Genomic DNA, 21,505 nt, shown 5'->3' with positions numbered 1-21,505 from the left:
CGAGCCGAGCCGCTTCAGGGCGAACTGGCGGTGAAGGTGACCTGGCCGGTATAGGTGCCGGCGGTGCGGCTGGCGAGGTTGGCGTAGGAAAAGGTCCAGGTCGCGGTGCGCTGGGTGACGAGGTTGGCGAAGGCCGTGCCGACCACATTCACGGCGGCACCGGTGCCCGTGTTCGGAATCTGCGGCGCGGGCAGGTTGGCGTCGCTGCTGGCGATGGTGATCTCCGACAGCGGGATCGTGTTGGCGCCGCTGGCCAGCGGCGTCGTCGCGGTGGCCCGCAGCGTGACCTGCCCCGCGTTGCTGCGCACCTCCACCGGCAGCGCGTTGCCCGAGGGCGTGACGCCGAATCCGGGCGCCGCGCCGCTCCAGTTCACCGGTGTGTTGTTGCCCGCGATCGGCGTGGTGGGCACGGCCGGGATCGACGGCGTGAGCGCGAAGCTCACCGTGCTCACGGTGCCGCCCGGCGTGGGCCAGGCACCGTCGCCGATGCGGAAGAAGATGAACTTGTCGATGGCGATGGTGAAGTCCAGGTTCACGCCCGTGCTCAGCGGCACGGTCGCGCTGGGGCCGGCGGTGCTGGAGGCGGCCCGCGCGGCGGTCACCAGGCCCGTGCCCAGCGCAAGGGCCAGCAGTCCGGCGTGCGTCGCGCGAAGCGTCATTTCAGCTCCACGTCGACCTTGAAGCTGCCCTTCTCCCAGTCCAGCCTGCCGCTGGCCTTCACCGGATAGACGGGCTGCGGCGGGGGCTGCCCGCCCTCGCCCTTGGGCACCAGCGCCAGCGTGCGCGTCTGGCCCGGCAGGATCGGCGTGCCCTCGGGCACCAGCTCGAACGCGAGGCCCTTGCTGTCGGTGGCGTCCAGGCTGCCTTCGAGCCGGCCGTGGGCGTCGCCGGTGTTGGCCACCGTCACCACCGCGCGCCGCGCGCCGCCGGCTTCTCCGCTGGCGATCTGCCTGATCTCCAGCCTGGGCTCCGCGCCGTCGAGCATGACGTACACCGCCACCGCGATGCGGCCGGTGACCGGCAGGCTCAGGCTGGCGCCGCCGCCGCGGATGACGGTCTGCTGCGCCGGCTCCGTGCCCTCGATGGCGATCATGAATCGGCACTCGCCGCGCGGCGCATCGGCCGGCGGTTCGACCTGGAAGCGGAACGAGCGCTTGCCGCGCGCGGGCACCGTCACGTTGCGCCGCTCCAGCACCACCCACGGCCTGCAGCTGCCGGGCAGCAGCTCGTCGTGATAGCCGATGTTGCCTTCGGGCGAATAGCTCCAGTCGATGGTGCGCATCGTCACCTCGGAGGCGGTCGAGGCCAGGTTGTGGATGTCCAGCGACTGGCCGAGCCGCGCGCCGGCCTTGCCCGCGAGCTCGAAGCGCGACGGGGTGACGGCCAGCTCGAAGGGCGCGGCCGTCGCCGTCCCGGCAGCGGCGAGCAGCACGAGGAAGAGGGGTGCGAGAAAGGCTGGTGCGTTCATGGCAGCGTCTCGATTTCGAAGAACGACTCGAAGCTCAGCGCCGAGCCCGATGGCATGCGCAGTTCGCGCGGATCGACGCGCAGCGTCAGCTCGAAGGTCTCGTTCATCCACGGCGACTGGACCACGCCGTTCCACACCTGCACCCGGTCGCCGGGGCGGCCGCTGCCGCCGGCGAAGGCGCCGTTGCCGCGCCACTGCACCAGCATGCCGGCGGGAGAGCGCAGGCCCGCCACCATCGCCGGGATCACGTAGAAGATGCGCGCGCGGCGGCCCACGTGCGGCGCGGTGGCCAGCCGGTACTCGACCCGCCCGAGCGGCAGCACCAGCATGTGGCCGTCCATGCCCTGGGCGTTGGCGAAGTCGCTGCGCACCTGTGCGCGCGGCGAGGCCGAGTCGTCCAGCCGCTCGAGCGCCGCCCGCGCCGGCACGCACAGCAGCGACGCAGCAGCCGCTCCTGCCGCGAGGACCGTGCGGAGGGGCGGGCGCTTCATTCCATCGACGCCGTGAAGCGCACGGTTCCCTTGTAGCTGCCGCCCGGATACACGACGTTGTTGTCGTAGGAGAACTGCAGCTGCGTGGCCGTGATGTTGTTCGACAGGTAGGTCCAGGTGCCGACGCCCAGCACGCAGGGCAGGCCGAGCGGGCCGACGCAGAAGGTGGCGTTGGCGTTGTAGCTTGCGATCGTCTGGTTGGCCGTGGCGGTGAAGCGGCCACTCTGGATGTCGCCCGAGGCCGCGCTGCTGTTGTTCGTGGCCACCCAGCTGATGCTGCTGAACGGAATGGCAGTGCTGCCGCAGCCGCCCGACTGGCAGGTCAGGGCAGCGGATGAATCGACGCGCAGCGTCACCGGCCGCGCCACGGTGGTGTTGGCCACCGGCCGCACCGGCATCACCCAGACGCTGATGGCCGGCGTGCCGGTCACGGCCGTGGGTGTCAGCCCCGCGTTGGCGCCGGTCACGCTGAAGGCCACCGTGTCGACGGTCGCGCCGGCCGAGCCCACGCGCAGCGTCAGGCTGTAGGTGCTTCCGGTGTCGGTGACCGTGGTGATGACGGCGCGCGCGGGCATTGCGGAAAGCATGGCCGCAGCCGTGAGCGCCGTCGCCATTGCCGCACGCGCGGGCATCAGATGCCCTGGGCGGTGTACGTGATGGTGTTCGTGTAGGTGCCCGCGACCCAGCCGGCGGGCGCGCCGCCCAGCGTGTAGGCCCAGGTGCCGGATGCCACTGCGTTCGAGGGGAACGAGGTCGAGGCGCAGGCGCCGAGGTTGGCCCCGGGGTGCGGCAGCGTGCCCGTGGTCGCGACGGTGAAGTCCGCGTTCGCCGGACCGCCGGCCGCGGGCGCCCAGGTGCCCATGGCGCAATTGATGGTGCCTGCGCCCGCGTTGGTCCAGGCGTACACGTTGAGCGTGTTCGTGGTCGACGCGGGCGCGACGGTGGGCGCCGCGCCGTTCCAGTCGACGCTGGTGTTGTTGCCCGTGACCGGCGTGGTCGGCACCGGCGGGATGCTGAGGGTGGAGGCCCAGGTCACTGTGTCGATGGTGGTGTCGGTCGAGCCCACGCGCAGCAGGATCAGCTTGGGTACCGTCACGCTCAGGTTCACCCTGGCCTGCGCCGTGATCGTGCCCGTGCCGGAGCCGTACTGGCTCTCGGCCATGGCATTGGCGCCGGCGAGCGCGAGGCCCGCGAGGCACAGCGCCTGCAGATTGCGGGAGATGGGTGCTCTGGTCATGGACTCTCCTTGGGTTGAATGCATGAGGGGGAAAGAGGCGGCAGGCAGCTCGGTTCGTTCGTTCACTCGCCCACCTTCACGACGGGGATCGCCGCGCCGGCATGGCCGCGCAGCGGAACGTTCACGCTCACCCCGTTCTCGCCGGCCGCGCCCCATGGCAGCGGCACGCTCTCGAGCCGGAGCGTCAGCTGGTGGCGGCCGGTGGTCACCATCGGAAATTCGAAGCGACCGTCGCGGTCGGTGACGGCGCGGTAGCGGCCGTCGAGCAGCACCTCGACGCCCGAGACGCCGCCCTCGCCCGATTGCTCCTCGCCGTCGCGGTTGGCGTCGTAGAACACGCGGCCCGACACGCTGCCGCCGCCCGGCCCCTCGGTGCGCATGCCGGCGGCCCGGTAGCCGGTGCCGGCGCTGCCCTCCCAGCGCAGGTAGACATAGGCCGTCTTCTCATTGCTGCGGTAGAGGCTGGGGCCCGACCACGATGTCGGCAGCAGCGAGGCCCGCGCCTGGTTGAAGTTGGCCATGAAGCCCAGCCGCCAGCCCGAGCCCAGGTCCTTCTCGGCCGTGAGCGAGCCCGACAGGCCCCGGCTGGTGTAGAGGCCGCCGCTTTGCGAGGTGTAGCGCAGGTTGCCGCCCACGTTGAAGCCGCCGTCGAACCAGTAGCGGAACTGCAGGCCCGCCGTCGGATAGCTGCGGGCGGTGCCGCCGCTGCGGTCGCGCGCGTGGCCGATGGTGGTGGTGAGCTCGGGGCGCATGGTCTCGGAGCGCCCACCGATCCAGTCCTGCTCCCACTGCACTTCCTGGCCCGTGGCGGCGGTGTCGCCCAGCACGACCAGTTCGTTGCGCCGCACCGTCAGCGTGAAGCGGCTGCGCGGCCAGTCGAAGAAGCGGGTCTGGTAGAAGGCGCTCGCGTAGAGGCTGCGGCCGTCGCCGGCGCCGGTGGACGTGCCCGGCAGGCTGCCGGCGGGGCTCGCTTCGTAGCGCGTGCGGTAGGCGCTCACGCTGCCGCCGATGGAGTTGTAGCGGTCGAAGAGGTACTGGAAGTTGCCGTTCGCGCCCACGCGCCGGTAGCCCGAGAGGCGGAAGCTCGCGTCGGTCGCCGCGCGCTCGTAGTCCAGCCCGGCGCCCCAGCTCATGCGGCTGGTGTTGCGATCCACCCGCCAATAGGCGCCGCGTGTGCCGGTGGCCAGCGCGTAGTCGCCGAAGTACAGGTTGGGCCGCGCGGCATAGGCGCCGAACTCGTGGCGGTAGAGGCCGGTGCGCGCGCTCGCCTCGACGAAGAGGCCGTGCGAATCGCCGGTGGCCACGCCCGGCGTGGGCGAGCTCACGCGGCTGCCCACCAGCGTGGCGCGCGCCTTGAGGTCGCCGTCGCGCAGCACCTCGCGGCCGTAGCCCAGCGAGGTGGCCCAGCTGGTGACGTCCTTGCGGCCGAAGCCCTGGGCCGTCAGCGGGTCGTAGTAGTAGGCGGGCACATTGCGCGCCTGGTCGAGCTGGAACGCGGTGAACCACTTGTCGTCCAGCCGCAGCGTGGCGCCGAGCCAGCCCAGCGTGCCCTGGCTCTTCTCGAAGCCCGGATAGGGCCCGCCCGTGAGGTTGCCGCGCTGGCCGAAGCCGGCGCGCAGGTCGAGGCCGCTGTTGAAGACGCGGGCGGAGGCGCCGCGCACGGTGGTCGAGCCCAGCGAAAGGCGGTAGTTGCGCGAGAGGCCGTCGGTGAGCTCGCTGTAGGTGTCGCCCACGGTGGTGTCGGCGAAGGTCCGGGTGGTCAGCGGAAAGCCGAGGTTGCGCAGCGTGAAGCGGCCGCTGGTGTTCTCGCGCGCATAGCCCAGCGAGCCGATGCCGAAGCCGCTGCCCGTGGTGTTGTCGCCGCCGAGGTGGCGGCCGTCGGCCTGCAGCACGAATTCGCCGTAGTTGAGGGTCTCGCGGCGGTACTCGAAGCGCTGGCCCAGCTCGGTCGCGCGCTGGCGGCCGTAGCCGGTGGTGGTGGCCTCGCCGAAGCCGATGCGGCTTTCCACCAGCCAGGCGCGGTAGCCCTCGGGCTGCGCGGCTTCGGGCTCTTGCTCGGCCGAAGCCCGGTCCGGCGGGGCGGTGTCGGGCGTCATGAAGCGGTCTTCGTAGGCCTTGGGCGCGGATTCCATGAGCGCCTTCAGCCGCGCCTGCTCCGCCTGCGCGCGGTCGAGGGTTTCGATGCGCGCGTCAGCCACGGCATGGGCGGCCGGGGCGCTCGCCTGCGACTGCTGCTGGGGTTCCGCCTGTGCCTGCGCACAGGACAGCCAGGCGAGGGCGGTCGTGCACTCGAGCCATGCAAGGGCGGCCACCGGGCGCCTCGCGGCTCCGGGCGGGCCGGAAACGGCCCCTGGCGACGTGCAAGTCATCAGAAGTCATCCCTTGTCTCGTTCCCCGGGGCTGCACCCCTGTTCGTGTCACTTCTTGGCAGTCGTCAGGATATTTCAGAACTGTTAACAAGAGTCAATTTTTCGGGGCGCGGAGGGTTTTCCCCAGAGGAGGACGCGAGCCTCGGACCTTCAGGAAGGCCAAAAATGGAACGTTGGATTTCATTTGCTCTTGATGAGAACAAAAGACGGCCCAATTGAAGACGTTGGCGCGGCGGCGCCCTGCAGCGCCGCGCCCGACTTAGAATTTTTCCGGTTTCGACATTTCAATTTCCATGGCTGATTCCTCCAAAACCAAACTCCCGTTCCAGGCTGAAGTCGCGCAACTGCTGCACCTCGTCACGCATGCGCTGTACTCCAACAAGGAAATCTTCCTGCGCGAGCTGATCTCGAATGCATCGGACGCCTGCGACAAGCTGCGCTTCGAGGCCCTCGACCATCCCGAGCTCTACGAAGGCCAGTCCGACCTCGACGTGCGCCTGAGCTTCGACAAGGCCGCGCGCACCATCACCATCACCGACAAGGGCATCGGCCTGTCGCGCCAGGAGGCGATCGACAACCTCGGCACCATCGCCAAGAGCGGCACCAAGGACTTCATGAGCAAGCTGAGCGGTGACCAGAAGGCCGACGCCCAGCTCATCGGCCAGTTCGGCGTGGGCTTCTACTCGGGCTTCATCGTGGCCGACAGGATCACGGTCGAGTCGCGCCGCGCGGGCCTTCCGGCCGACCAGGGCGTGCGCTGGGTGAGCGGCGGCGCCGGCGACTTCGAGGTGGCCGACATCACGCGTGCCGAGCGCGGCACCAGCATCACGCTGCACCTGCGCGAAGATGCAGACGAATACCTCAACGCCTGGAAGCTCAAGCAGATCGTCGGCAAGTACTCCGACCACATCTCCCTGCCCATCCTCATGGAGAAGGAAGAGTGGAAGGACGGCGAGAACGACCAGCCCGGCGACATGGTGAAGACCGGCGAGTGGGAAACCGTCAACAAGGCCAACGCCCTGTGGAGCCGCCCCAAGAAGGACATCACCCCCGAGCAGTACGAGGAGTTCTACAAGAGCATCAGCCACGACTACGAGGCCCCGCTCGCCTGGAGCCACAACCGCGTGGAAGGCAGCACCGAGTACACGCAGCTGCTGTACATCCCGGCCAAGGCCCCCTTCGACCTCTGGAACCGCGACAAGAGCGCGGGCGTGAAGCTCTACGTGAAGCGCGTCTTCATCATGGACGACGCCGATGCGCTGATGCCCAGCTACCTGCGCTTCGTCAAGGGCGTGATCGACTCGGCCGACCTGCCGCTGAACGTGAGCCGCGAGCTGCTGCAGGAAAGCCGCGACGTGAAGGCCATCCGCGAGGGCAGCACCAAGCGCGTGCTCGGCATGCTGGAAGACCTGGCGAAGAAGCAGAAGACCGCGCCCGAGAGCGGCGAGGGCAGGATCGACGTGGGCTCGGGCGAGTCGGTGCCGGCACCGGACCCCACCGAAGGCGTGACCGATGTGGTCGACAAGAACGCCCCCACCGCCGCTGAAACCGCCGCAGCCGCAGCCGACGAATCGGGCAAGTACGCCAGGTTCTACGCCGAGTTCGGCGCGGTGCTCAAGGAAGGCCTGGGCGAGGACTTCGCCAACCGCGACCGCATCGCCAAGCTGCTGCGTTATGCCTCCACCACCACCGACTCGGTGAGCGTGAGCTTCGCGGACTACAAGGCCCGCATGAAGGAAGGCCAGGACGCCATCTACTACATCACGGCCGACACGCTCGCAGCCGCGAAGAACAGTCCGCAGCTCGAAGTCTTCAAGAAGAAGGGCATCGAGGTGCTGCTCATGACCGACCGTGTCGACGAGTGGGCGCTGAACTACCTCAACGAGTTCGACGGCACGCCGCTGCAGAGCGTGGCCAAGGGCGCGGTCGACCTCGGCAAGCTGCAGGACGAGGCCGAGAAGAAGGCTGCCGAGGAAGCCGCCGAGTCGTTCAAGCCCGTGCTCGAGAAGCTCAAGGAGGCGCTCAAGGACAAGGCCGAAGACGTGCGCGTGACCACCCGCCTGGTCGACTCGCCCGCCTGCCTGGTGGTGCAGGACGGCGGCATGAGCACGCAGCTCGCGCGCATGCTCAAGCAGGCCGGCCAGCCCGCGCCCGAGCTCAAGCCGGTGCTCGAGGTCAACGCCGAGCATCCGCTGGTGAAGAAGCTCGAGGGCTCCTCGCACTTCGACGACCTGGCCAACATCCTGTTCGACCAGGCCCTGCTGGCCGAAGGCGGCCTGCCGGCGGACCCGGCGGCCTACGTGAGGCGCGTCAACGCGCTGCTGGTGTGAACGGCCGGCCGCGCGTCATCCGGGCAGCGGCCGTCGTTCCGGCGGCGGCGCTGCTGCTCCTGGCGGGCGGCTGTTCCCACTACCACGTCGGCATTCCACTGGTGCCCGGGCTCTCGCTGGGGCTCGGCGCCACGAAGGACGGCAATTTCTCCGTCGGCTTGAACACCGGCTTCGGCCCGCTCGGCGCGGGCGTGGCGGTGAACAACGGCGGGCAGGTGTCGGGCTCGGCCGGCGTGGGCGTCGGCGTGGGGCCGGTGCGCACCGGCGTGAGCAAGAGCGCGATGCTCTACGACCCGAAGGGCCAGCCGGTGGCGGCGCCCGCCGCACTTGGCGCACCCGTTGCACCAGCCGCGGCGACCAGCGGGGTGGCCGCCGCAGCGCCCGCCGCCGCGCCCGGCACCCCCGTGCAGTACTACTCGACGCCAGAGGCGCCGTTCACGCCCGTGGCGCCTGTCGTTCCGCCGGCTCCGGTGGCCGCGGCGCCTGCGCCAGTCAGGAGGGCGCCGCTGGTCAAGATCACGCGCCCGCCGCCCGAGCCCATCGCTCCCGTGGCGCCTGTCGCCGCAGCGGCGCCCGCCGTGAACGTCACTTACCGCACGCCGGCCGTGGCCGCCGCCGCGGCATCGGCCCGCGAGGCCGGCACGCCTGGCAATCCGGTCGCGCCCTGATCTCTTCCTGATCCCGCTCGGCCCTTGTGGCCTCGTGCGCCCCGAGCCGCCCGGCATCGGGCGATGCCACTACCATGGCGCAGGACCCTTCCTCCGCCCCATGACACGCCGCCGACCGCTTCTGCAGCAACTGCTGGCCACGACCACGCTCGCGGCCGCGCCGTGGCTGCCGCGAGCGGCGAAGGCGCAGTTCGCCTACCCCTCCAAGCCCATCCGCTGGATCGTGCCCTACCAGGCCGGCGCGGGCACCGACATCGTCGCGCGCACCATCGGCGCCCAGCTGGCCATCGACTCGGGCCAGTCGGTGACCATCGAGAACCGCGGCGGTGGCAACACCGCGCTCGGCGCCATCGAGGCGGCGCGCGCCCCGGCCGACGGCTACACGCTGCTGTCGGCCGACAGCGGCACGCTGGTGTTCAACCCGGCGCTGTACCGCAACCTCAGCTACAACCCCTCGCGCGACTTCGAGCCCGTCACCCTGCTCGGGCGCCTGCCGATGGTGCTGCTGGTGGGGCCGGCCAGCGGCGTGAAGGATGCGCGGGCCTTCATCGACGACGCGCGCGCCTTCCCCGGCAAGGTCAGCTACGCCTCGGCCGGCACCGGCAGCCCGCAGCACCTTTCGATGGAGCTGCTCGAACGAGAGGCTGGCCTGGAAATGGTGCACGTGCCGTATCGCAGCGCCGCAGCCGCGGTGGCCGACGTGGCCGGCGGCCAGCTGCCGGTGATCATGTGCGACCTGGCCGCCTCGCGCCGCTTCATCCCCGGCGGCAGGCTGCGCCCGCTGGCGGTGGCGAACCCCGTGCGCCTGGCGCAGCTGCCGCGCGTGCCCACCTTCGCCGAGATCGGCCTGCCGCGCGTGGAGGCCGCCGCGCTCCTGGGCCTGGTGGTGCCCGCCAACACGCCGGGCGAGATCGTCTCGCGGCTGCAGCAGTCGGTGGCCAGCGCCATCCACAACCCCGCAGTGCTGCGCAGGCTGGCCGAGTTCGGCGTGGAGCCCGCGGGCGACACGCCCTCGCGCTTCGCGGCGCTGCTGCAGGGCGAATCGGCGCGGTGGCATCCGCTGATCCGCGACCTGAATCTTTCGTTGGATTAGCCAGGCCCCTTGCTTGTCCCGGGAGGACACCAGTAACAGGAGCCCACGAGCCGAAGACTGACATCGTCGTTGCGGCCGGGCCGGCAACCGGGCAGGCCGGACTGATGGAAATTCGCCTTCGCCGGCACGCGTGCATTCGCATGCGCCGCACGAACACAGGAGAGTTCCGGATGTCCGAGACCCACAAGGCGATTCTCGAAAAGGCCAACGCAGCCATCACCCAGGGCGACCACGAAGGATTTCTCGCGTTCTGCACCGACGACACGAAGTGGACCTTCGTCGGCGACAGAACGCTCGATGGCAAGCAGGCGGTGCGCGAATGGATGGCGACCGCCTACCGGGAGCCGCCCCGGTTCGAGGTGCACCGCCTGATCGCCGACGGCGACTTTCTCGCGGCCCTTGGCGAGATCACGCTGAAGGACGAGGCCGGCAAGGCGACCCGCCATGCGTACTGCGACGTCTGGCGCTTTCGCGACGGCCGGCTGGCCGAGCTGCAGGCCTTCGTCGTCGAAGCCCGCCCGCAGGCCCAGGGCTGAGGGCCGCCTATCGCTGCGCGTTGGCCGCGGCAAGCCCGTAAAGCAGCCCGACCCATTGCCGGAGCCGCTCGATGGCCGCCTGCCGGCCATCGGCATTGCGCGCTGCGCCATCGGCAGATGCCGCGAGCAGTTCCTCCGCCGCGCCCGCCACCGCCCGCGCGAACTTCGGTGCATCGCCGCGCCACACCACCACCCGGTGCGCCAGCCCCAACTGCGCCGCGCGGCCCGCGTTGATCGCCTGCTCGGGCTGGTCGGTAAGCAGCAGCAGGATCGGTTTGCGGTAGACCGCCGCGATCGACAGCGCCGCCATGCCCGGCGCCGAGACGATGAAGGCGCTGTGCGCGGCGGCCTCGATCCAGTGCTCGTCGCGCGCATGCCAGTGCGGGCGATGCGCATAGCCCTCGCCGACGAGGTGCGCGGGCACGCCGGCGTCGGCGAGGCCCTGCTCGAGCCCGTCGGCCAGCGCCGGTTCCTGGAAGTGCGGGTTGAGGTAGACGGCCGCCACGCGTTGCCGCGTTGCATCGCCCCTGTCCACCGCATCGACCACCGCCACCGGCGTGGCCAGCCGGTGGCGGCCATGTCCATCGTGCTGCGGTTCGCCGTAGGCGAAGTCGTGCTCGATGCGCGCGAGGCTGCGGTCGATCTGCCAGGCCACGATGCGGCCGAACACCCGGGCGACGAAGCCCGGCATGCGGCCGCTGAAGTTGGTCTCCAGCGCATGCCGCAGGCTCGCGCCGTACACGTGCACCACCTTGCGCCGCCACAAGGGCAGCCAGCCCATCAGCAGCAGCGCGGGGTGGAAGGAGTCGTTCACCACCAGGTCGGCATCGCGCAAGTGTGCGCGCAGCTTCCACACGTCGCGCAGCATGCGTTCGGGCCTGAACATGTACAGCGCCACGTTGCGGTCGGTCTCGCGGCGCAGCATGTTCTGCTGCGTGTCGAACTGCACCGCGTAGTGGCGCGAGAGCACCGGCGCGTCGATGCCGAAGCCGGCCAGGAAGCGCGCGCCTTCGTCCGAGGTGGTGAGCACGCGCACCTGCGCCCCCGCTTCGTGCAACGCATGCGTGAGCAGCTGCGCGCGCATGAGGTGGCCGCGCGCGTCCGCGGTCGCGAGGTAGAGGATGCGCGGCGGCATCGCTCAGGCGTGGTGCCGCACCGGCGGTGCCGAGCCGGGGCGCAGGCGCAGCGCCACGCCGGCCAGCCACATGCCGAGCGCGCCGGTCACGCCGAAGCCGCGCTCGGTGTCGCGCACCTCGCGCATCACCCGCGCGAGCCGCTGCTGCTCGTGCGGCGCCACGCATCGCTGCAGCGTGTGGCTGCACAGCCGGATGTGGCGGTCCTCGTCGGCCATCACGCGCGACAGCAGCGGATGCAGCGCGTGCTGCGGGCCGATCAGCGCGCAGTGGCGCTGCAGGATGCGCGAGGCCATCTGCTCGGCCGCGAGGCCGATGGCGTAGGCCGGCACCAGGCCACCGTGTGCAAAGTGCGGCGCGTGGCGGCGGATCAGCGCCTGCCAGCGCGCGAGCTTGCGGCGGCTGAACCAGTCGGGCTGTGGCGCTTCTTCCGGCGACGCAGCGGCCTGCGCATTGCCGCCGCGCTCGACGATGGCCTGCGCGAACAGGCGCGCGTGCAGCTGCTCGTCGGCCAGGTGCTGGTCGAGCTGGCGCGCCAGCCACTCGGGCGGCGCGACGCGCAGTTCGCGCTGCAGGGCCTGCTCGGACGACTCCTCGCCCACCAGGTAGAAGCGCAGCAGCAGCATCTCGCCCTCGTTGCTCGCATGCAGCTGGCGCAGCGCGGCGCGCTTGACGTGATGCACCAGCCAGGCTTGCAGCGCGGGCCAGCCGCGCAGCCGCGGCGGCGAGAGGCAGTCGAAGCCGGGCGCGGTGCCGGATGCGGGTTCAGCGGCCATCGGCCTTTGTCTTCGCCGTCTGCGGCTGTTGCTGCTGCCAGCCCAGCACCAGCCCGATGAAGCTGTCCTGCAGGAAGGCGCGCGCGGCCGCGTCGGCACCCGCGAACTCGCGCTGCTGGCCGTCGTAGCGGATGTAGCCCTTGCCGTTGGCGGCGCCTAGAAGCAGCTTCTCGTTCTTGCGGAAGCCGCGCTGCAGCAAGGGCTGCAGCAGCGACTGCGATTCGAGCCCGTACAGGAACAGGTCGCGCTGTACCACCTGGCGCGGGATCTGGCCGCTCAGTGCCTGCAGCTCCAGCGTCCAGTTGCCCTGCTGCATCGCCTCCGCCAGGTCGCGGCCCTTGGCGCCCGGCGCGCGGAAACGCGCGCGCGCCACCGACTTCGAGGCGCGGCTCAGGCCCAGGCCGATGGTGATGTCGGCGTCCCTGGCGCCGTCGGCGCGGTTGTCGTCCACCTGCACGAAGACGTTGGCCAGCCGCGCGGCCAGCGATGGCCTGGCCAGTGCCTCGACGATCTGCTCGGGGGCGAGCATCACGCGCTCGGTGCCGGGCTCGTTCACCGTCACCTTGTACGGATCGATGCGGATGTCGTCGAACTCGCCGCTTACGGGCGAGTGCGCATGGCTGCTCACCGACCACTCGGTGCCCGAACGGCTCAGCAGCGCGTGGAAGGTCAGCGGCACGCGCTGGCCGTCGCGCGCGCGGCCCGAGCCTTGCAGCAGCACGTCGCCGACGATGGTTTTCTCGGGATAGCTGCGGGTGCTGGCGAAGCGGATGGTGTGCGCCGCGGCGTCGAGCGCGGCGTGGGTGTCGGCGTCGTCCAGCGCAAGGCGGTTGCACTCGCTGCCGCCACCCGCGAGCGCCGCGAATGGGCAGCCGGCGTCGGACTTGAAGTTGAAGACGCCGCGGCCCGCGAAGTCGGCGGCACCAGCCAGCGTGAACGCGCCTGTGAGCGCGAGGCCCAGTGCCGCGCGGCGGATGGAAAGCGAAGGGAAGCTGAGCATGATCTTTGGTTCTTCTTTTTCTGCGGAATAAAGCAGGCGAAAGGGGGCTCGGTCAGGGCCGGTGATACGACAGCGCCTGCGCATCGGCATTGGTGCGCCCGGTCGTGTGCCAGCCGATGCCGCGCGCGAACGCGCCCAGCATGTCGACGGCCGAGAAACCGAGGATGAGCGCCACGCCCGCGAGCCAGCGCAGTCCGCGCAGCGGCGGCAGGTCCTGATGGTTCAGCGCCTTCATGCTGAAGCCCAGCCGCGTGAAGAGCACCGCCAGCGGCCCGATCGGACCGCTCTTCGCGAGCCACTGCCAGCGCGGCGACACGTAGCTGCGCAGCAGGTGCGGCGTGAGCGAGTAGGTGTCCTGCCCGCGCATCCAGCGCAGCTTCAGCGCTTCGGCGCGCGTGTCGGGCAGGCGATGCTCGGTGTGCGCCGCGGCCGCGTAGTGGATGGGCACGCCCGCCGCCTTCAGCCGCATGCCGAGCACTTGGCAGTGCGCGCGGTAGACGCCGTCGAGCGCCTGGTAGCTGTGCTGCTCGAACACGTCGCGGCGAAAGGCCACGTTGTTCGCGTAGAAGTTGCTCGTGGCCCCCGCATGGTCGGCGTTGGGGAAGTACATGAAGTCGATGGTGGTGAGGGCCGTGCCCACCACATTGGCCGCATAGCTGGTGCGGCCAGCCACCACGGCGGGGGCGTCGGCACCCTTGGTGAACGGCAGCAGCATCTGCAGCAGCCAGTCGTCGTCGGGCAGGCAATCGGCGTCGGCGAACACCACGTGCGTGCAGCGCTGCGCGTCGGTGGCCGCGAAGCCGGCGTTCTTGGCGTCGTAATAGCCGGTGCTCGTGTCGATGCGCACGAAGTCGATGGGGCGGCCGGCGAGCGCGCTCACGGCCTCGCAGGTGGCAGGGCTCAATCCGTCGTGCGTGATGACCACCTGCGCGAGCGCGCTCAGCGGCAGCTTCTGTTTCGCCAGCAGGGCGACGAGGCGCTGCAGGCTTTCGCCCGCCCTGGCCTCTGCATCGGCGCCGCCGCGCAGGTTGTTGGTCTCCAGGACCAGCGCGCAACGCGCGGCAACTTGATCGGGCATCATCGAATTTTCCTGTCCGGACATCGTTTTGAAGGCTTGCATCCTGCTTTTATCGCACAACCGCGCCCGCCACCAGTGCCGCACGCCATGGGACCGTCCATGAAGGTGACCATCTTCGGCGCGGGCTACGTGGGCCTGAGCTTCGCCGCCTGCCTGGCCGAGGCGGGCCATGAGGTGCTCTGCGCGGACGCCGACCCGGCGCGCATCGAGGGCCTGCAGGGCGGCCGGATGCCGCTGCATGAGCCCGGCCTGGAAGCGCTGGTGGCCTCGGGCGTCGCGGCGGGCGCGCTGCGCTTCACCGCCGACGAGCGCGCAGCCTGCGAGCATGGCGAGCTGCTCTTCATCGTGGTGAACACGCCGGCCGATGCGCAGGGGCGGGTCGACCTGCGGCACGTCATCGCGGTGGCCGCCGCCATCGGGCGGCATCGCGACCGCGACGCGCTGGTGGTCTGCAAATCGACCGCGCCCGTGGGCACGGCCGCGCAGGTCGAGGCCGTGCTGGGCGGCGAGCTTGCGCAGCGCGGCGCGAGGCACCGCATTGCGGTGGCGGTGAACCCCGAGTTCCTGCGCGAAGGCTCGGCCGTGCGCGATTGCCGGCAGCCCGACCGCGTGGTGATCGGCAGCGAAGATCCATGGGCCATCGGGCTGCTGAGCAGGCTCTACGCGCCTTTCATTCAAGACCCGCAAAGGCAGCTGCTCGTGATGGACCGCCGCTCGGCCGAGCTCGCCAAGTACGCGGCCAACGCGATGCTCGCCACCCGCATCAGCTTCATGAACGAGATGGCGCGCGTGGCCGAGCAGGCGGGCGCCGACATCGAGGCGGTGCGGCGCGGCATCGGTGCCGACCGGCGCATCGGGCCCGACTTCCTGCAGGCCGGCGTGGGCTATGGCGGCTCCTGCCTCGCGAAGGACGTGCGGGCGCTCACGCATGCGGCCGAACGTGCGGGCCATGCGCTGCGCATCCTTTCCGCCGTCGCTGCCACCAACCACGAGCAGAAGGGCAGGCTCTTCGAGCTGATGTCGCGGCACTTCGGCGGCACGCTCGCGGGCCGGACCATCGCCGTGTGGGGCCTGGCCTTCAAGGCCGACACCGACGACATGCGCGACGCGCCCAGCCTCGTGCTGCTGGAACGCCTGTGGGCGGCCGGCGCGCGCGTGCGGGCCTACGACCCTGCCGCGATGCCGAATGCGCGCGGCATCGTCGGCGAGCGCGACGACATCCACTGGTGCACCACCGCGCAGGAGGCGCTGCAAGGAGCCGATGCGCTGGCCGTGGTCACCGAGTGGGAGGAGTTCCGGCGGCCCGACTTTTCGCTGATCGCCGACGAGCTGAACGCGCCGCCGGTCATCTTCGACGGGCGCAATCTCTACGACGCCGCGCAGGCCGAGTCGGCGGGCATCGCCTACTACGGCATCGGCCGGGGCCGGTCGTCAATGCTGCGCTGAGTCTTCCGAAGGCACAAAGGCATCGCCCGGCGTGAGCGGCGCATGCCGGTAGCTGGCCGGCGTGCGGCTAAGCTTCACCGGTGCGCCTATGCCGCGGTAGCCGCCGGGCATCTCCACCACCATCTCGCGATGAAGCGTGTGCGGATGCTGCAGCGCTGCATCCACCGGCAGCACCGGCGCGGCGGGCACGCCGGCGGCCATGAGCTGATCGACCAGCGCGCGGCCATCGAAGGCGGCCATCGCGACCTCGAGCCGCTGCTTGAGCTGCGCGCGATTCACCGAGCGTGCGCCGGCCGTGCGGAAGAGCGGGTCTTCAGCGAGTTCGGGCAGGCCGATGCAGCGGCACAGGCTCGCGAACTGGCGATCGTTGCCCACGGCGACGAACACCGGATCGGTGCCGGTGGCCAGCGCGTCGTAGGGATAGATGTTCGGATGCGCGTTGCCGGTGCGGCGGGGCTCGGTGCCGTCCATGAACCAGTTGGCGGCATGCGGATGCAGCAGCGACAGGCCGCTGTCGTACAGCGCCGCCTCCACGAACTGTCCGCGGCCGCTGCGGTTGCGTTCCTGCAGCGCGAGCAGCACGCCGATCACCGCGTTGAGGCCGGTCACCATGTCCACTACCGGCAGGCCGACGCGCAGCGGGCCGCCGTCGGCCTCGCCGTTGATGCTCATGATGCCGGTCATGGCCTGCACGGCGGCGTCGTAGCCCGGCAGCGCGCCCAGCGGGCCGTCGGCGCCGAAGCCCGACACGCGGCACCACACGAGGCGCGGGAAGCGCTTCGACAGCTCCTCGTAGCCGATGCCCCAGCGTTCCATGGTGCCGGTCTTGAAGTTCTCGATCAGCACGTCGGCCTCGGCCACCAGCGCGAGCAGCGCCCCGCGGCCTTCCTCGGTCGAGAAGTCGAGGTGCTGCACGCGCTTGTTGCGGTTGAGCCCGTGGTAGTACGAGGCCACGCCTTCCCTGAAGGGCGGGCCCCAGGTGCGCGTGTCGTCGCCCTGGGGCGGCTCGACCTTGAGCACGTCAGCGCCATGGTCGCCGAGGATCTGGCCGCAGTAGGGGCCGCCGAGGATGCGGGAGATGTCGAGTACGCGGATGCCGGCGAGGGCGCCCTTGGAGGCCTGGTTCATTTCGGTGTTCTCAATCGAGCTGCGCGCCGGACTTCTTCACGACGTCCTTCCACTTCACTGATTCGCCAGCGATGAACTGCCCGAGCTTCTGCGGCGATGTATCGGCCGGCACTTCGAGGCCCTGCGCCGCGAACATCTGCTTCACCTTGGGCGAATTCAGCACCTCGGCGAACGCATGGTTGAGCTTGTTCACGCGGTCGGCAGGCGTGCCGGCCGGCGCGACGATGCCGAAGAACACGCTCACGTCGTAGCCCTTGTAGCCCTGCTCGGAAATCGTCGGCACATCGGGCAGCGCCTGCGAACGCGCCACGGTGGCCACGCCCAGCGCGCGCAGCTTGCCGGCCTTGACGTAGGGCAGTGCGGTGAGGATGTCGGTGAAGGTCATGCTGACCTGGTTGCCCAGCAGGTCGTTGAGCGCAGGGCCCGTGCCCTTGTAGGGAATGTGCTGCAGGTCGGTGCCCGCCACCGAATTGAAGAGCACGCCCGCGAGGTGCGACGAGGCGCCGTTGCCCGACGAGGCATAGCTGAGCTTGCCCGGGTTGGCCTTGGCGTAGGCCACCAGCTCCTGCACGTTCTTCACCGGCAGCGTGGGGTTGACCACCAGGATGTTCGGCAGGTAGCCGACCTGGATCACCGGCGCGAAGCTCTTCACCGGGTCGTAGTTGATCTTGCGGTACAGGCTCGAATTGATGGCCAGCGGGCCCGAGGTACCGAACAGCAGCGTGTGGCCGTCGGCCTCGGCGCGCGCCACGTACTCGGCGCCGATGTTGCCGCCTGCGCCCGCGCGGTTCTCCACGATCATGGGCTGGCCGAGGCGGTCCTTCATCTCGGCGGCGAGCGTGCGGGCCATCGCGTCGGTCGGACCGCCGGGCGGGAAGGGCACGACCAGCATCAGGGGCTTGGAGGGAAAGGCGTCGGCAGCTTGCGCAGCGGGCATGGCCGCCGTCAGCGCGGCACAGGCGGCCAGCAGGAGGGTGAAGCGTTTCAAGGGATGTCTCCGATTCTTCGAATGAAAGAGAAAGCTCAGGCGGGCACGGCCGTGGGCGAAACGGCCGTCGCGTTCCAGTCGGCTGGCATCGCGTCGGGCGAGAGCGGATCGCGCGGCAGCACGCGGTGCAGCAGCACCAGTTGTGCCCAGCGCATGCGCGCTGCGGAGCCGCCGCGCGCGGCCTCCCAGGCCATGGCGATGGCGCTGGTGCAGTGGTAGAGGGCGGAGGCGGCCTGGCGCGCGAGCACGTCGCCGCCTTCGCGTGCGGCGGTCTCGGTGAGCGCGGCGGCGCGGTCGAGCGCGTCGCGCAGGGCCTTGGCGAAGGCGGGAGCCAGCGCCGCATCTGCAAGCAGCTTCTCGCAGTGCGCGCGCAGCACCGGCAGCGAGCCTTCGCGCTTCACCGCGCGGATCACGTCCAGCGCCACGATGTTGCTCGTGCCTTCCCAGATCGATCCCAGGTGGGCGTCGCGCACGAGCCGCGCGTCGCTCCATTCCTCGATGTAGCCGCAGCCGCCGCGCACCTCCATCGCGTCGCCCGTGACCTTGCGCGCATCGCGGCAGGCGCGGAACTTGATGAGCGGCGTGAGGATGCGCAGCAGCGCGTACGCATCGGGCTCGCCCGCGTCGGAGCGCGCGAGCGCCAGCGCCGTCTGGCACACCATGGTGCGCGCCTGCTCGGCGGGCAGGCGCAGCTTGTCGAGCTGGCGCTGCATCAGCGGCATCTGCTCCAGCGTGCGGCCGAAGGCGCGGCGCTCGGATGCGATGAACTCGGCCTCGGCCACCGCGCGGCGCATCAGGCCGGCGGCGCGCACGCCATTCGACAGGCGCGAGTTGTTGACCATGTCGGCCATCTGCACGAAGCCGCGGCCTTCCTCGCCCACCAGCCAGGCGGTGGCGCCTTCGAGGCGGATCTCGCCGCTGGCCATGGAGCGCGTGCCGAGCTTGTCCTTCAGCCGGATGATGCGGTAGCTGTTGAGGCTGCCGTCGTCGAGCCGGCGCGGCAGCAGGAAGAGCGACACGCCCTTCATGCCCTGCGGGCCGTCATCGGCGCGCGCGAGCACCATCGCGAAGTCGGCGTCGGGGTTGGAGCAGAACCACTTGTCGCCCGTGAGGCGCCAGCTGCCGTCCGATTCGCGGCGGGCCAGCGTGGCGGTGGCGGCGATGTCGGAGCCGGCGGCCTGTTCGGTCATGAACATCGCGCCCTGCGCGAGTTCGTCGAAGTCGAGCGAGGTGAGGCGCGGCAGGTATCTGGCGACCAGCTCCGGGCTGCCGAACTTCTTCAGCGTGCGCGTGAGCGAGTCGGTCATCGACACCGGGCAGCACAGGCCGAACTCCGCCTGCACGAACAGGTAGGTCAGCACGTACTTGACCAGCGGCGGCATCCTGCCCTTCCAGCCCAGCGTGTCGTCACGGTGCGAGATGGCGGCCAGGCCGAATTCGGCGAGCGCGAGGCGCTCCATCTCCACGTAGGCGGGGTGCTTGACGATCTTCTGCTCGTCCAGGCCGGTGCGGGTGCGCTGCTTCAGCACCGGGGGGTTGCGGTCGGCGGTGCCGGCCAACTCGTCGATCAGGCCGCCCGCGAGGCCGCCCAGGCGCTCGAAGTGCGGCTGCATGTGGCGGCGCAGGTCGTCGGGCAGGTAGAGCGCGAGCAGGGCGTGCAGCTCGGCGTCGGTGGTGAAGAGGTTCTGGCCGTGGCGATCGGGGATCGGATGGGCGTGCTCTGGCATGCGCTTTGTCTCCTTGAGTCTCTGGTTTGGCGCATTGTTGAAGCCCGAACGATCCGTGTCTAATATCGATTCGGTCTTGTTCGATTCGATCTGACTATCCATGGAACTGCGGCACCTGCGCTACTTCTCCGTGCTTGCCGAGGAACTGCACTTCGGGCGGGCGGCGCGGCGCCTGTCGATCTCGCAGCCGCCGCTGTCGGTGGCGATACGGCAGCTCGAGGACAACGTGGGCGCGCGCCTCTTCGAGCGCAACAGCAAGGAGGTGCGGCTCACGCCTGCGGGCGAGGCGCTGCGAATTTCGGCGCGCCGGCTGCTGCTGCAGGCCGAGGAGGCCGCCATCGAGGCGCGCGACGTGGCGCTGGGGTCGGCCGGGCGGCTACGCATCGGCTTCGTCGGCGCGATGCTGTACCGGGGCCTGCCGCAGGCGCTGCGCGCCTTCCAGGCGAGGCACCCGGCGGTGCGCATCACGCTGAGCGAGCTCAATTCGGGCATGCAGGTCGCCGAGCTGCTGAACGACCGGCTCGACCTGGGCTTCGCCCACACGCACCGCGTGCCGGACGAGCTGCAGCACCGGCTGCTGCTGTCGGAGCCCTTCGTGGCTTGTCTACCTGCCGGGCACGCATTGGCGCGCAAGCGCGTGCTGGCGCCGGCCGACCTGCGCGAGCAGCCCTTCGTGCTGTTCTCGCGCGAGGTCTCGCCCGACTATCACGAGCGCATCCTGAGCATCTGCGCCGACGCGGGCTTCTTGCCCGAGGTACGGCACGAGGTGCGGCACTGGCTCGCGGTGGTCTCGTGGGTGTCGCAGGGGCTGGGCGTGGCGCTGGTGCCGCAGGCGATGCGGCATTCGGCCTTGCGCGGCGCGGTGTTCAGGCCGCTCGACAGGGCCGTGGCTCAGTCGGAGGCCTACGGCATCTGGCGCAGCGGGCCGGCCAATGTGCTGGTCGAGCGGCTGCTGGAAGGCGTGGCCGAAAGCCTTGCCGCCACCCGCGGCGATCAGGCGTAGAGCGGCTCTTCCGCCATCTGCTCGCACTGCTCCTCGAGCATGAGGATCTGCCCCTTCCAGTAGTCGCTGGAGCCGAACCACGGGAAGTTGATCGGGAAGATCGGGTCTTCCCAGCGCCGCGCCAGCCAGGCGCTGTAGTGGATGAGGCGCAGCGTGCGCAGTGGCTCGATCAGCGCCAGCTCGCGGCGGTCGAACTCGCGGAACTGCTCGTAGCCGTCGAGCAGGCCCGACAGCTGCGAGGTGCGCTGTGCGCGGTCGCCCGACAGCAGCATCCACAGGTCCTGCACCGCGAAGCCGGTGCGCGCGTCGTCGAGGTCGACGAAGTGCGGGCCGCCGCCGGGGCGGTCGGTGGGCGTCCAGAGAATGTTGCCGGGGTGCACGTCGCCGTGCAGGCGCAGCTTGCGGGGCTGGAAGTCGGCCGAAGGCGGGCTGGCCGCGAGCGCGGTGGCGCCGATCATGTCCAGCGCCTCGTTGCAGGCCTTTTCCCAGTCGCGCTGCACGTCGAGCGGGATCTTGTCGTTGGCGAGCAGCCAGTCGCGCGAGGCGATGCCGAAGCTCTGCAGGTCGAGCGCGGGGCGGGCCTCGAAAGGCCTGGCGCTGCCCACCGTATGGATGCGCGCCAGGAAGCGGCCCACCCATTCGAGCACTTCGAAATCGTCGAGCTCGGGCGCGCGGCCGCCTCGGTAGGGGCTCACGCTGAAGGCGAAGCCGGCGTGGTGGTGCAGCGTCCTGCCGTCGAAGGCCAGCGGGGGCACGGCAGGCACCTCGGCGGCGGCCAGCTCGAGCGAGAAGCCGTGCTCCTCGAGGATCTCGGCCTCGCTCCAGCGGCCGGGGCGGTAGAACTTGACCACCACCACGCTGCGGTCTTCCAGGTGGACCTGGTAGACACGGTTCTCGTAGGAGTTCAGGCCGGTGAGCCGGCCGTCGCCGTACAGGCCGAGCGTCGCGAGCGCGTCGAGCACCACGTCCGGCGTGAGGCTCTCGTAAGGATGTGTGTTCGCGGGCGCCGCGGAAGATTGGGTCATGCGGCGATT

Annotated in this window: 20 protein-coding genes; 6 read left to right on the top strand and 14 right to left on the bottom strand. The window is 70.5% G+C overall.

From position 1 onward, the window contains the following. Window positions 1-14: 14 nt before the first annotated feature. The 6 genes from ABL838_RS29510 to ABL838_RS29485 all read right to left on the bottom strand — a co-directional run bounded on the left by ABL838_RS29510 (window position 15) and on the right by ABL838_RS29485 (window position 5,508). Complete coding sequence (locus tag ABL838_RS29510; RefSeq protein WP_418123164.1) at window positions 15-659, bottom strand: hypothetical protein; 645 nt, start codon at window positions 657-659, stop codon at window positions 15-17. Continuing rightward, window positions 656-1,468, bottom strand: coding sequence for a hypothetical protein (locus ABL838_RS29505; protein ID WP_418118307.1), 813 nt, complete (start codon window positions 1,466-1,468; stop codon window positions 656-658). Before ABL838_RS29505 ends, ABL838_RS29510 begins: the two co-directional genes overlap by 4 nt. Beyond that, entirely contained in the window at window positions 1,465-1,959 is a 495-nt protein-coding gene (locus ABL838_RS29500; protein ID WP_418123163.1) for a hypothetical protein, read from the bottom strand. Before ABL838_RS29500 ends, ABL838_RS29505 begins: the two co-directional genes overlap by 4 nt. Further along, a complete protein-coding gene (locus ABL838_RS29495) occupies window positions 1,956-2,546 on the bottom strand; it encodes a hypothetical protein (protein WP_418123162.1) in 591 nt (196 codons plus the stop codon). Before ABL838_RS29495 ends, ABL838_RS29500 begins: the two co-directional genes overlap by 4 nt. 44 nt (window positions 2,547-2,590) lie before the next feature. Continuing rightward, window positions 2,591-3,196 carry a hypothetical protein gene (locus ABL838_RS29490; protein ID WP_418123161.1) on the bottom strand — a complete coding sequence of 202 codons (606 nt, stop codon included), beginning with the start codon at window positions 3,194-3,196 and terminating at the stop codon, window positions 2,591-2,593. Between the two features lie 62 nt (window positions 3,197-3,258). Then, window positions 3,259-5,508, bottom strand: a complete 2,250-nt coding sequence (locus ABL838_RS29485; RefSeq protein ID WP_418123159.1) for a hypothetical protein — start codon at window positions 5,506-5,508, stop codon at window positions 3,259-3,261. A 350-nt stretch (window positions 5,509-5,858) separates the two neighbouring features. Here ABL838_RS29485 and htpG point away from each other — a divergent pair, with 350 nt between their 5' ends. The 4 genes from htpG to ABL838_RS29465 all read left to right on the top strand — a co-directional run bounded on the left by htpG (window position 5,859) and on the right by ABL838_RS29465 (window position 10,192). Next, window positions 5,859-7,895: a molecular chaperone HtpG gene (gene htpG, locus ABL838_RS29480; protein ID WP_418123158.1), complete on the top strand. Its 2,037-nt coding sequence runs from the start codon at window positions 5,859-5,861 to the stop codon at window positions 7,893-7,895. Further along, window positions 7,892-8,563: a hypothetical protein gene (locus ABL838_RS29475; protein WP_418123157.1), complete on the top strand. Its 672-nt coding sequence runs from the start codon at window positions 7,892-7,894 to the stop codon at window positions 8,561-8,563. The genes htpG and ABL838_RS29475 overlap by 4 nt, the downstream gene beginning before the upstream one ends. Window positions 8,564-8,663: 100 nt before the next feature. Next, entirely contained in the window at window positions 8,664-9,656 is a 993-nt protein-coding gene (locus ABL838_RS29470) for a Bug family tripartite tricarboxylate transporter substrate binding protein (protein ID WP_418123156.1), read from the top strand. A gap of 170 nt (window positions 9,657-9,826) precedes the next feature. After that, entirely contained in the window at window positions 9,827-10,192 is a 366-nt protein-coding gene (locus ABL838_RS29465; RefSeq protein ID WP_418123155.1) for a nuclear transport factor 2 family protein, read from the top strand. A 7-nt stretch (window positions 10,193-10,199) separates the two neighbouring features. On the opposite strand, the gene ABL838_RS29460 is transcribed toward ABL838_RS29465, so the two are convergent. The 4 genes from ABL838_RS29460 to ABL838_RS29445 are packed head-to-tail and all read right to left on the bottom strand — an operon-like array spanning window position 10,200 to window position 14,182. Then, on the bottom strand, window positions 10,200-11,327 hold the full coding sequence (locus ABL838_RS29460) for a hypothetical protein (protein WP_418123154.1): 1,128 nt from the start codon (window positions 11,325-11,327) through the stop codon (window positions 10,200-10,202). 3 nt (window positions 11,328-11,330) lie between these two features. Then, window positions 11,331-12,101: a hypothetical protein gene (locus ABL838_RS29455; protein WP_418123152.1), complete on the bottom strand. Its 771-nt coding sequence runs from the start codon at window positions 12,099-12,101 to the stop codon at window positions 11,331-11,333. Next, the gene (locus ABL838_RS29450) at window positions 12,091-13,101 is read right to left on the bottom strand and encodes a hypothetical protein (protein WP_418123151.1); all 1,011 of its coding nucleotides are present in this window, start codon (window positions 13,099-13,101) and stop codon (window positions 12,091-12,093) included. Before ABL838_RS29450 ends, ABL838_RS29455 begins: the two co-directional genes overlap by 11 nt. Window positions 13,102-13,153: 52 nt before the next feature. Further along, window positions 13,154-14,182, bottom strand: coding sequence for a glycosyltransferase (locus tag ABL838_RS29445; protein ID WP_418123150.1), 1,029 nt, complete (start codon window positions 14,180-14,182; stop codon window positions 13,154-13,156). Between the two features lie 96 nt (window positions 14,183-14,278). Here ABL838_RS29445 and ABL838_RS29440 point away from each other — a divergent pair, with 96 nt between their 5' ends. After that, window positions 14,279-15,625 (top strand): UDP-glucose dehydrogenase family protein, encoded by a 1,347-nt coding sequence (locus tag ABL838_RS29440; protein WP_418123148.1) that lies wholly within the window; start codon window positions 14,279-14,281, stop codon window positions 15,623-15,625. Here the strand turns inward: ABL838_RS29440 and ABL838_RS29435 are convergent. The 3 genes from ABL838_RS29435 to ABL838_RS29425 are packed head-to-tail and all read right to left on the bottom strand — an operon-like array spanning window position 15,611 to window position 19,468. Further along, the gene (locus ABL838_RS29435) at window positions 15,611-16,753 is read right to left on the bottom strand and encodes a CaiB/BaiF CoA transferase family protein (RefSeq protein ID WP_418123147.1); all 1,143 of its coding nucleotides are present in this window, start codon (window positions 16,751-16,753) and stop codon (window positions 15,611-15,613) included. The genes ABL838_RS29440 and ABL838_RS29435 overlap by 15 nt on opposite strands. A 10-nt stretch (window positions 16,754-16,763) precedes the next feature. After that, window positions 16,764-17,741 (bottom strand): Bug family tripartite tricarboxylate transporter substrate binding protein, encoded by a 978-nt coding sequence (locus tag ABL838_RS29430; RefSeq protein WP_418123145.1) that lies wholly within the window; start codon window positions 17,739-17,741, stop codon window positions 16,764-16,766. A gap of 35 nt (window positions 17,742-17,776) precedes the next feature. Continuing rightward, on the bottom strand, window positions 17,777-19,468 hold the full coding sequence (locus ABL838_RS29425) for an acyl-CoA dehydrogenase family protein (RefSeq protein WP_418123144.1): 1,692 nt from the start codon (window positions 19,466-19,468) through the stop codon (window positions 17,777-17,779). A 100-nt stretch (window positions 19,469-19,568) separates the two neighbouring features. Here ABL838_RS29425 and ABL838_RS29420 point away from each other — a divergent pair, with 100 nt between their 5' ends. After that, the gene (locus ABL838_RS29420; protein WP_418123143.1) at window positions 19,569-20,471 is read left to right on the top strand and encodes a LysR family transcriptional regulator; all 903 of its coding nucleotides are present in this window, start codon (window positions 19,569-19,571) and stop codon (window positions 20,469-20,471) included. Here the strand turns inward: ABL838_RS29420 and ABL838_RS29415 are convergent. Then, window positions 20,462-21,496 carry a serine/threonine protein kinase gene (locus tag ABL838_RS29415; RefSeq protein WP_184639698.1) on the bottom strand — a complete coding sequence of 345 codons (1,035 nt, stop codon included), beginning with the start codon at window positions 21,494-21,496 and terminating at the stop codon, window positions 20,462-20,464. The genes ABL838_RS29420 and ABL838_RS29415 overlap by 10 nt on opposite strands. Window positions 21,497-21,505 lie beyond the last annotated feature (9 nt).

The organism is Variovorax sp. 160MFSha2.1, from assembly GCF_048305075.1.
Classification (GTDB): Bacteria; Pseudomonadota; Gammaproteobacteria; order Burkholderiales; family Burkholderiaceae_C; genus Variovorax; species Variovorax guangxiensis.
Note: the sequence above shows the minus strand (reverse complement) of the source record. Positions and strands in the feature narration are given on the sequence as shown.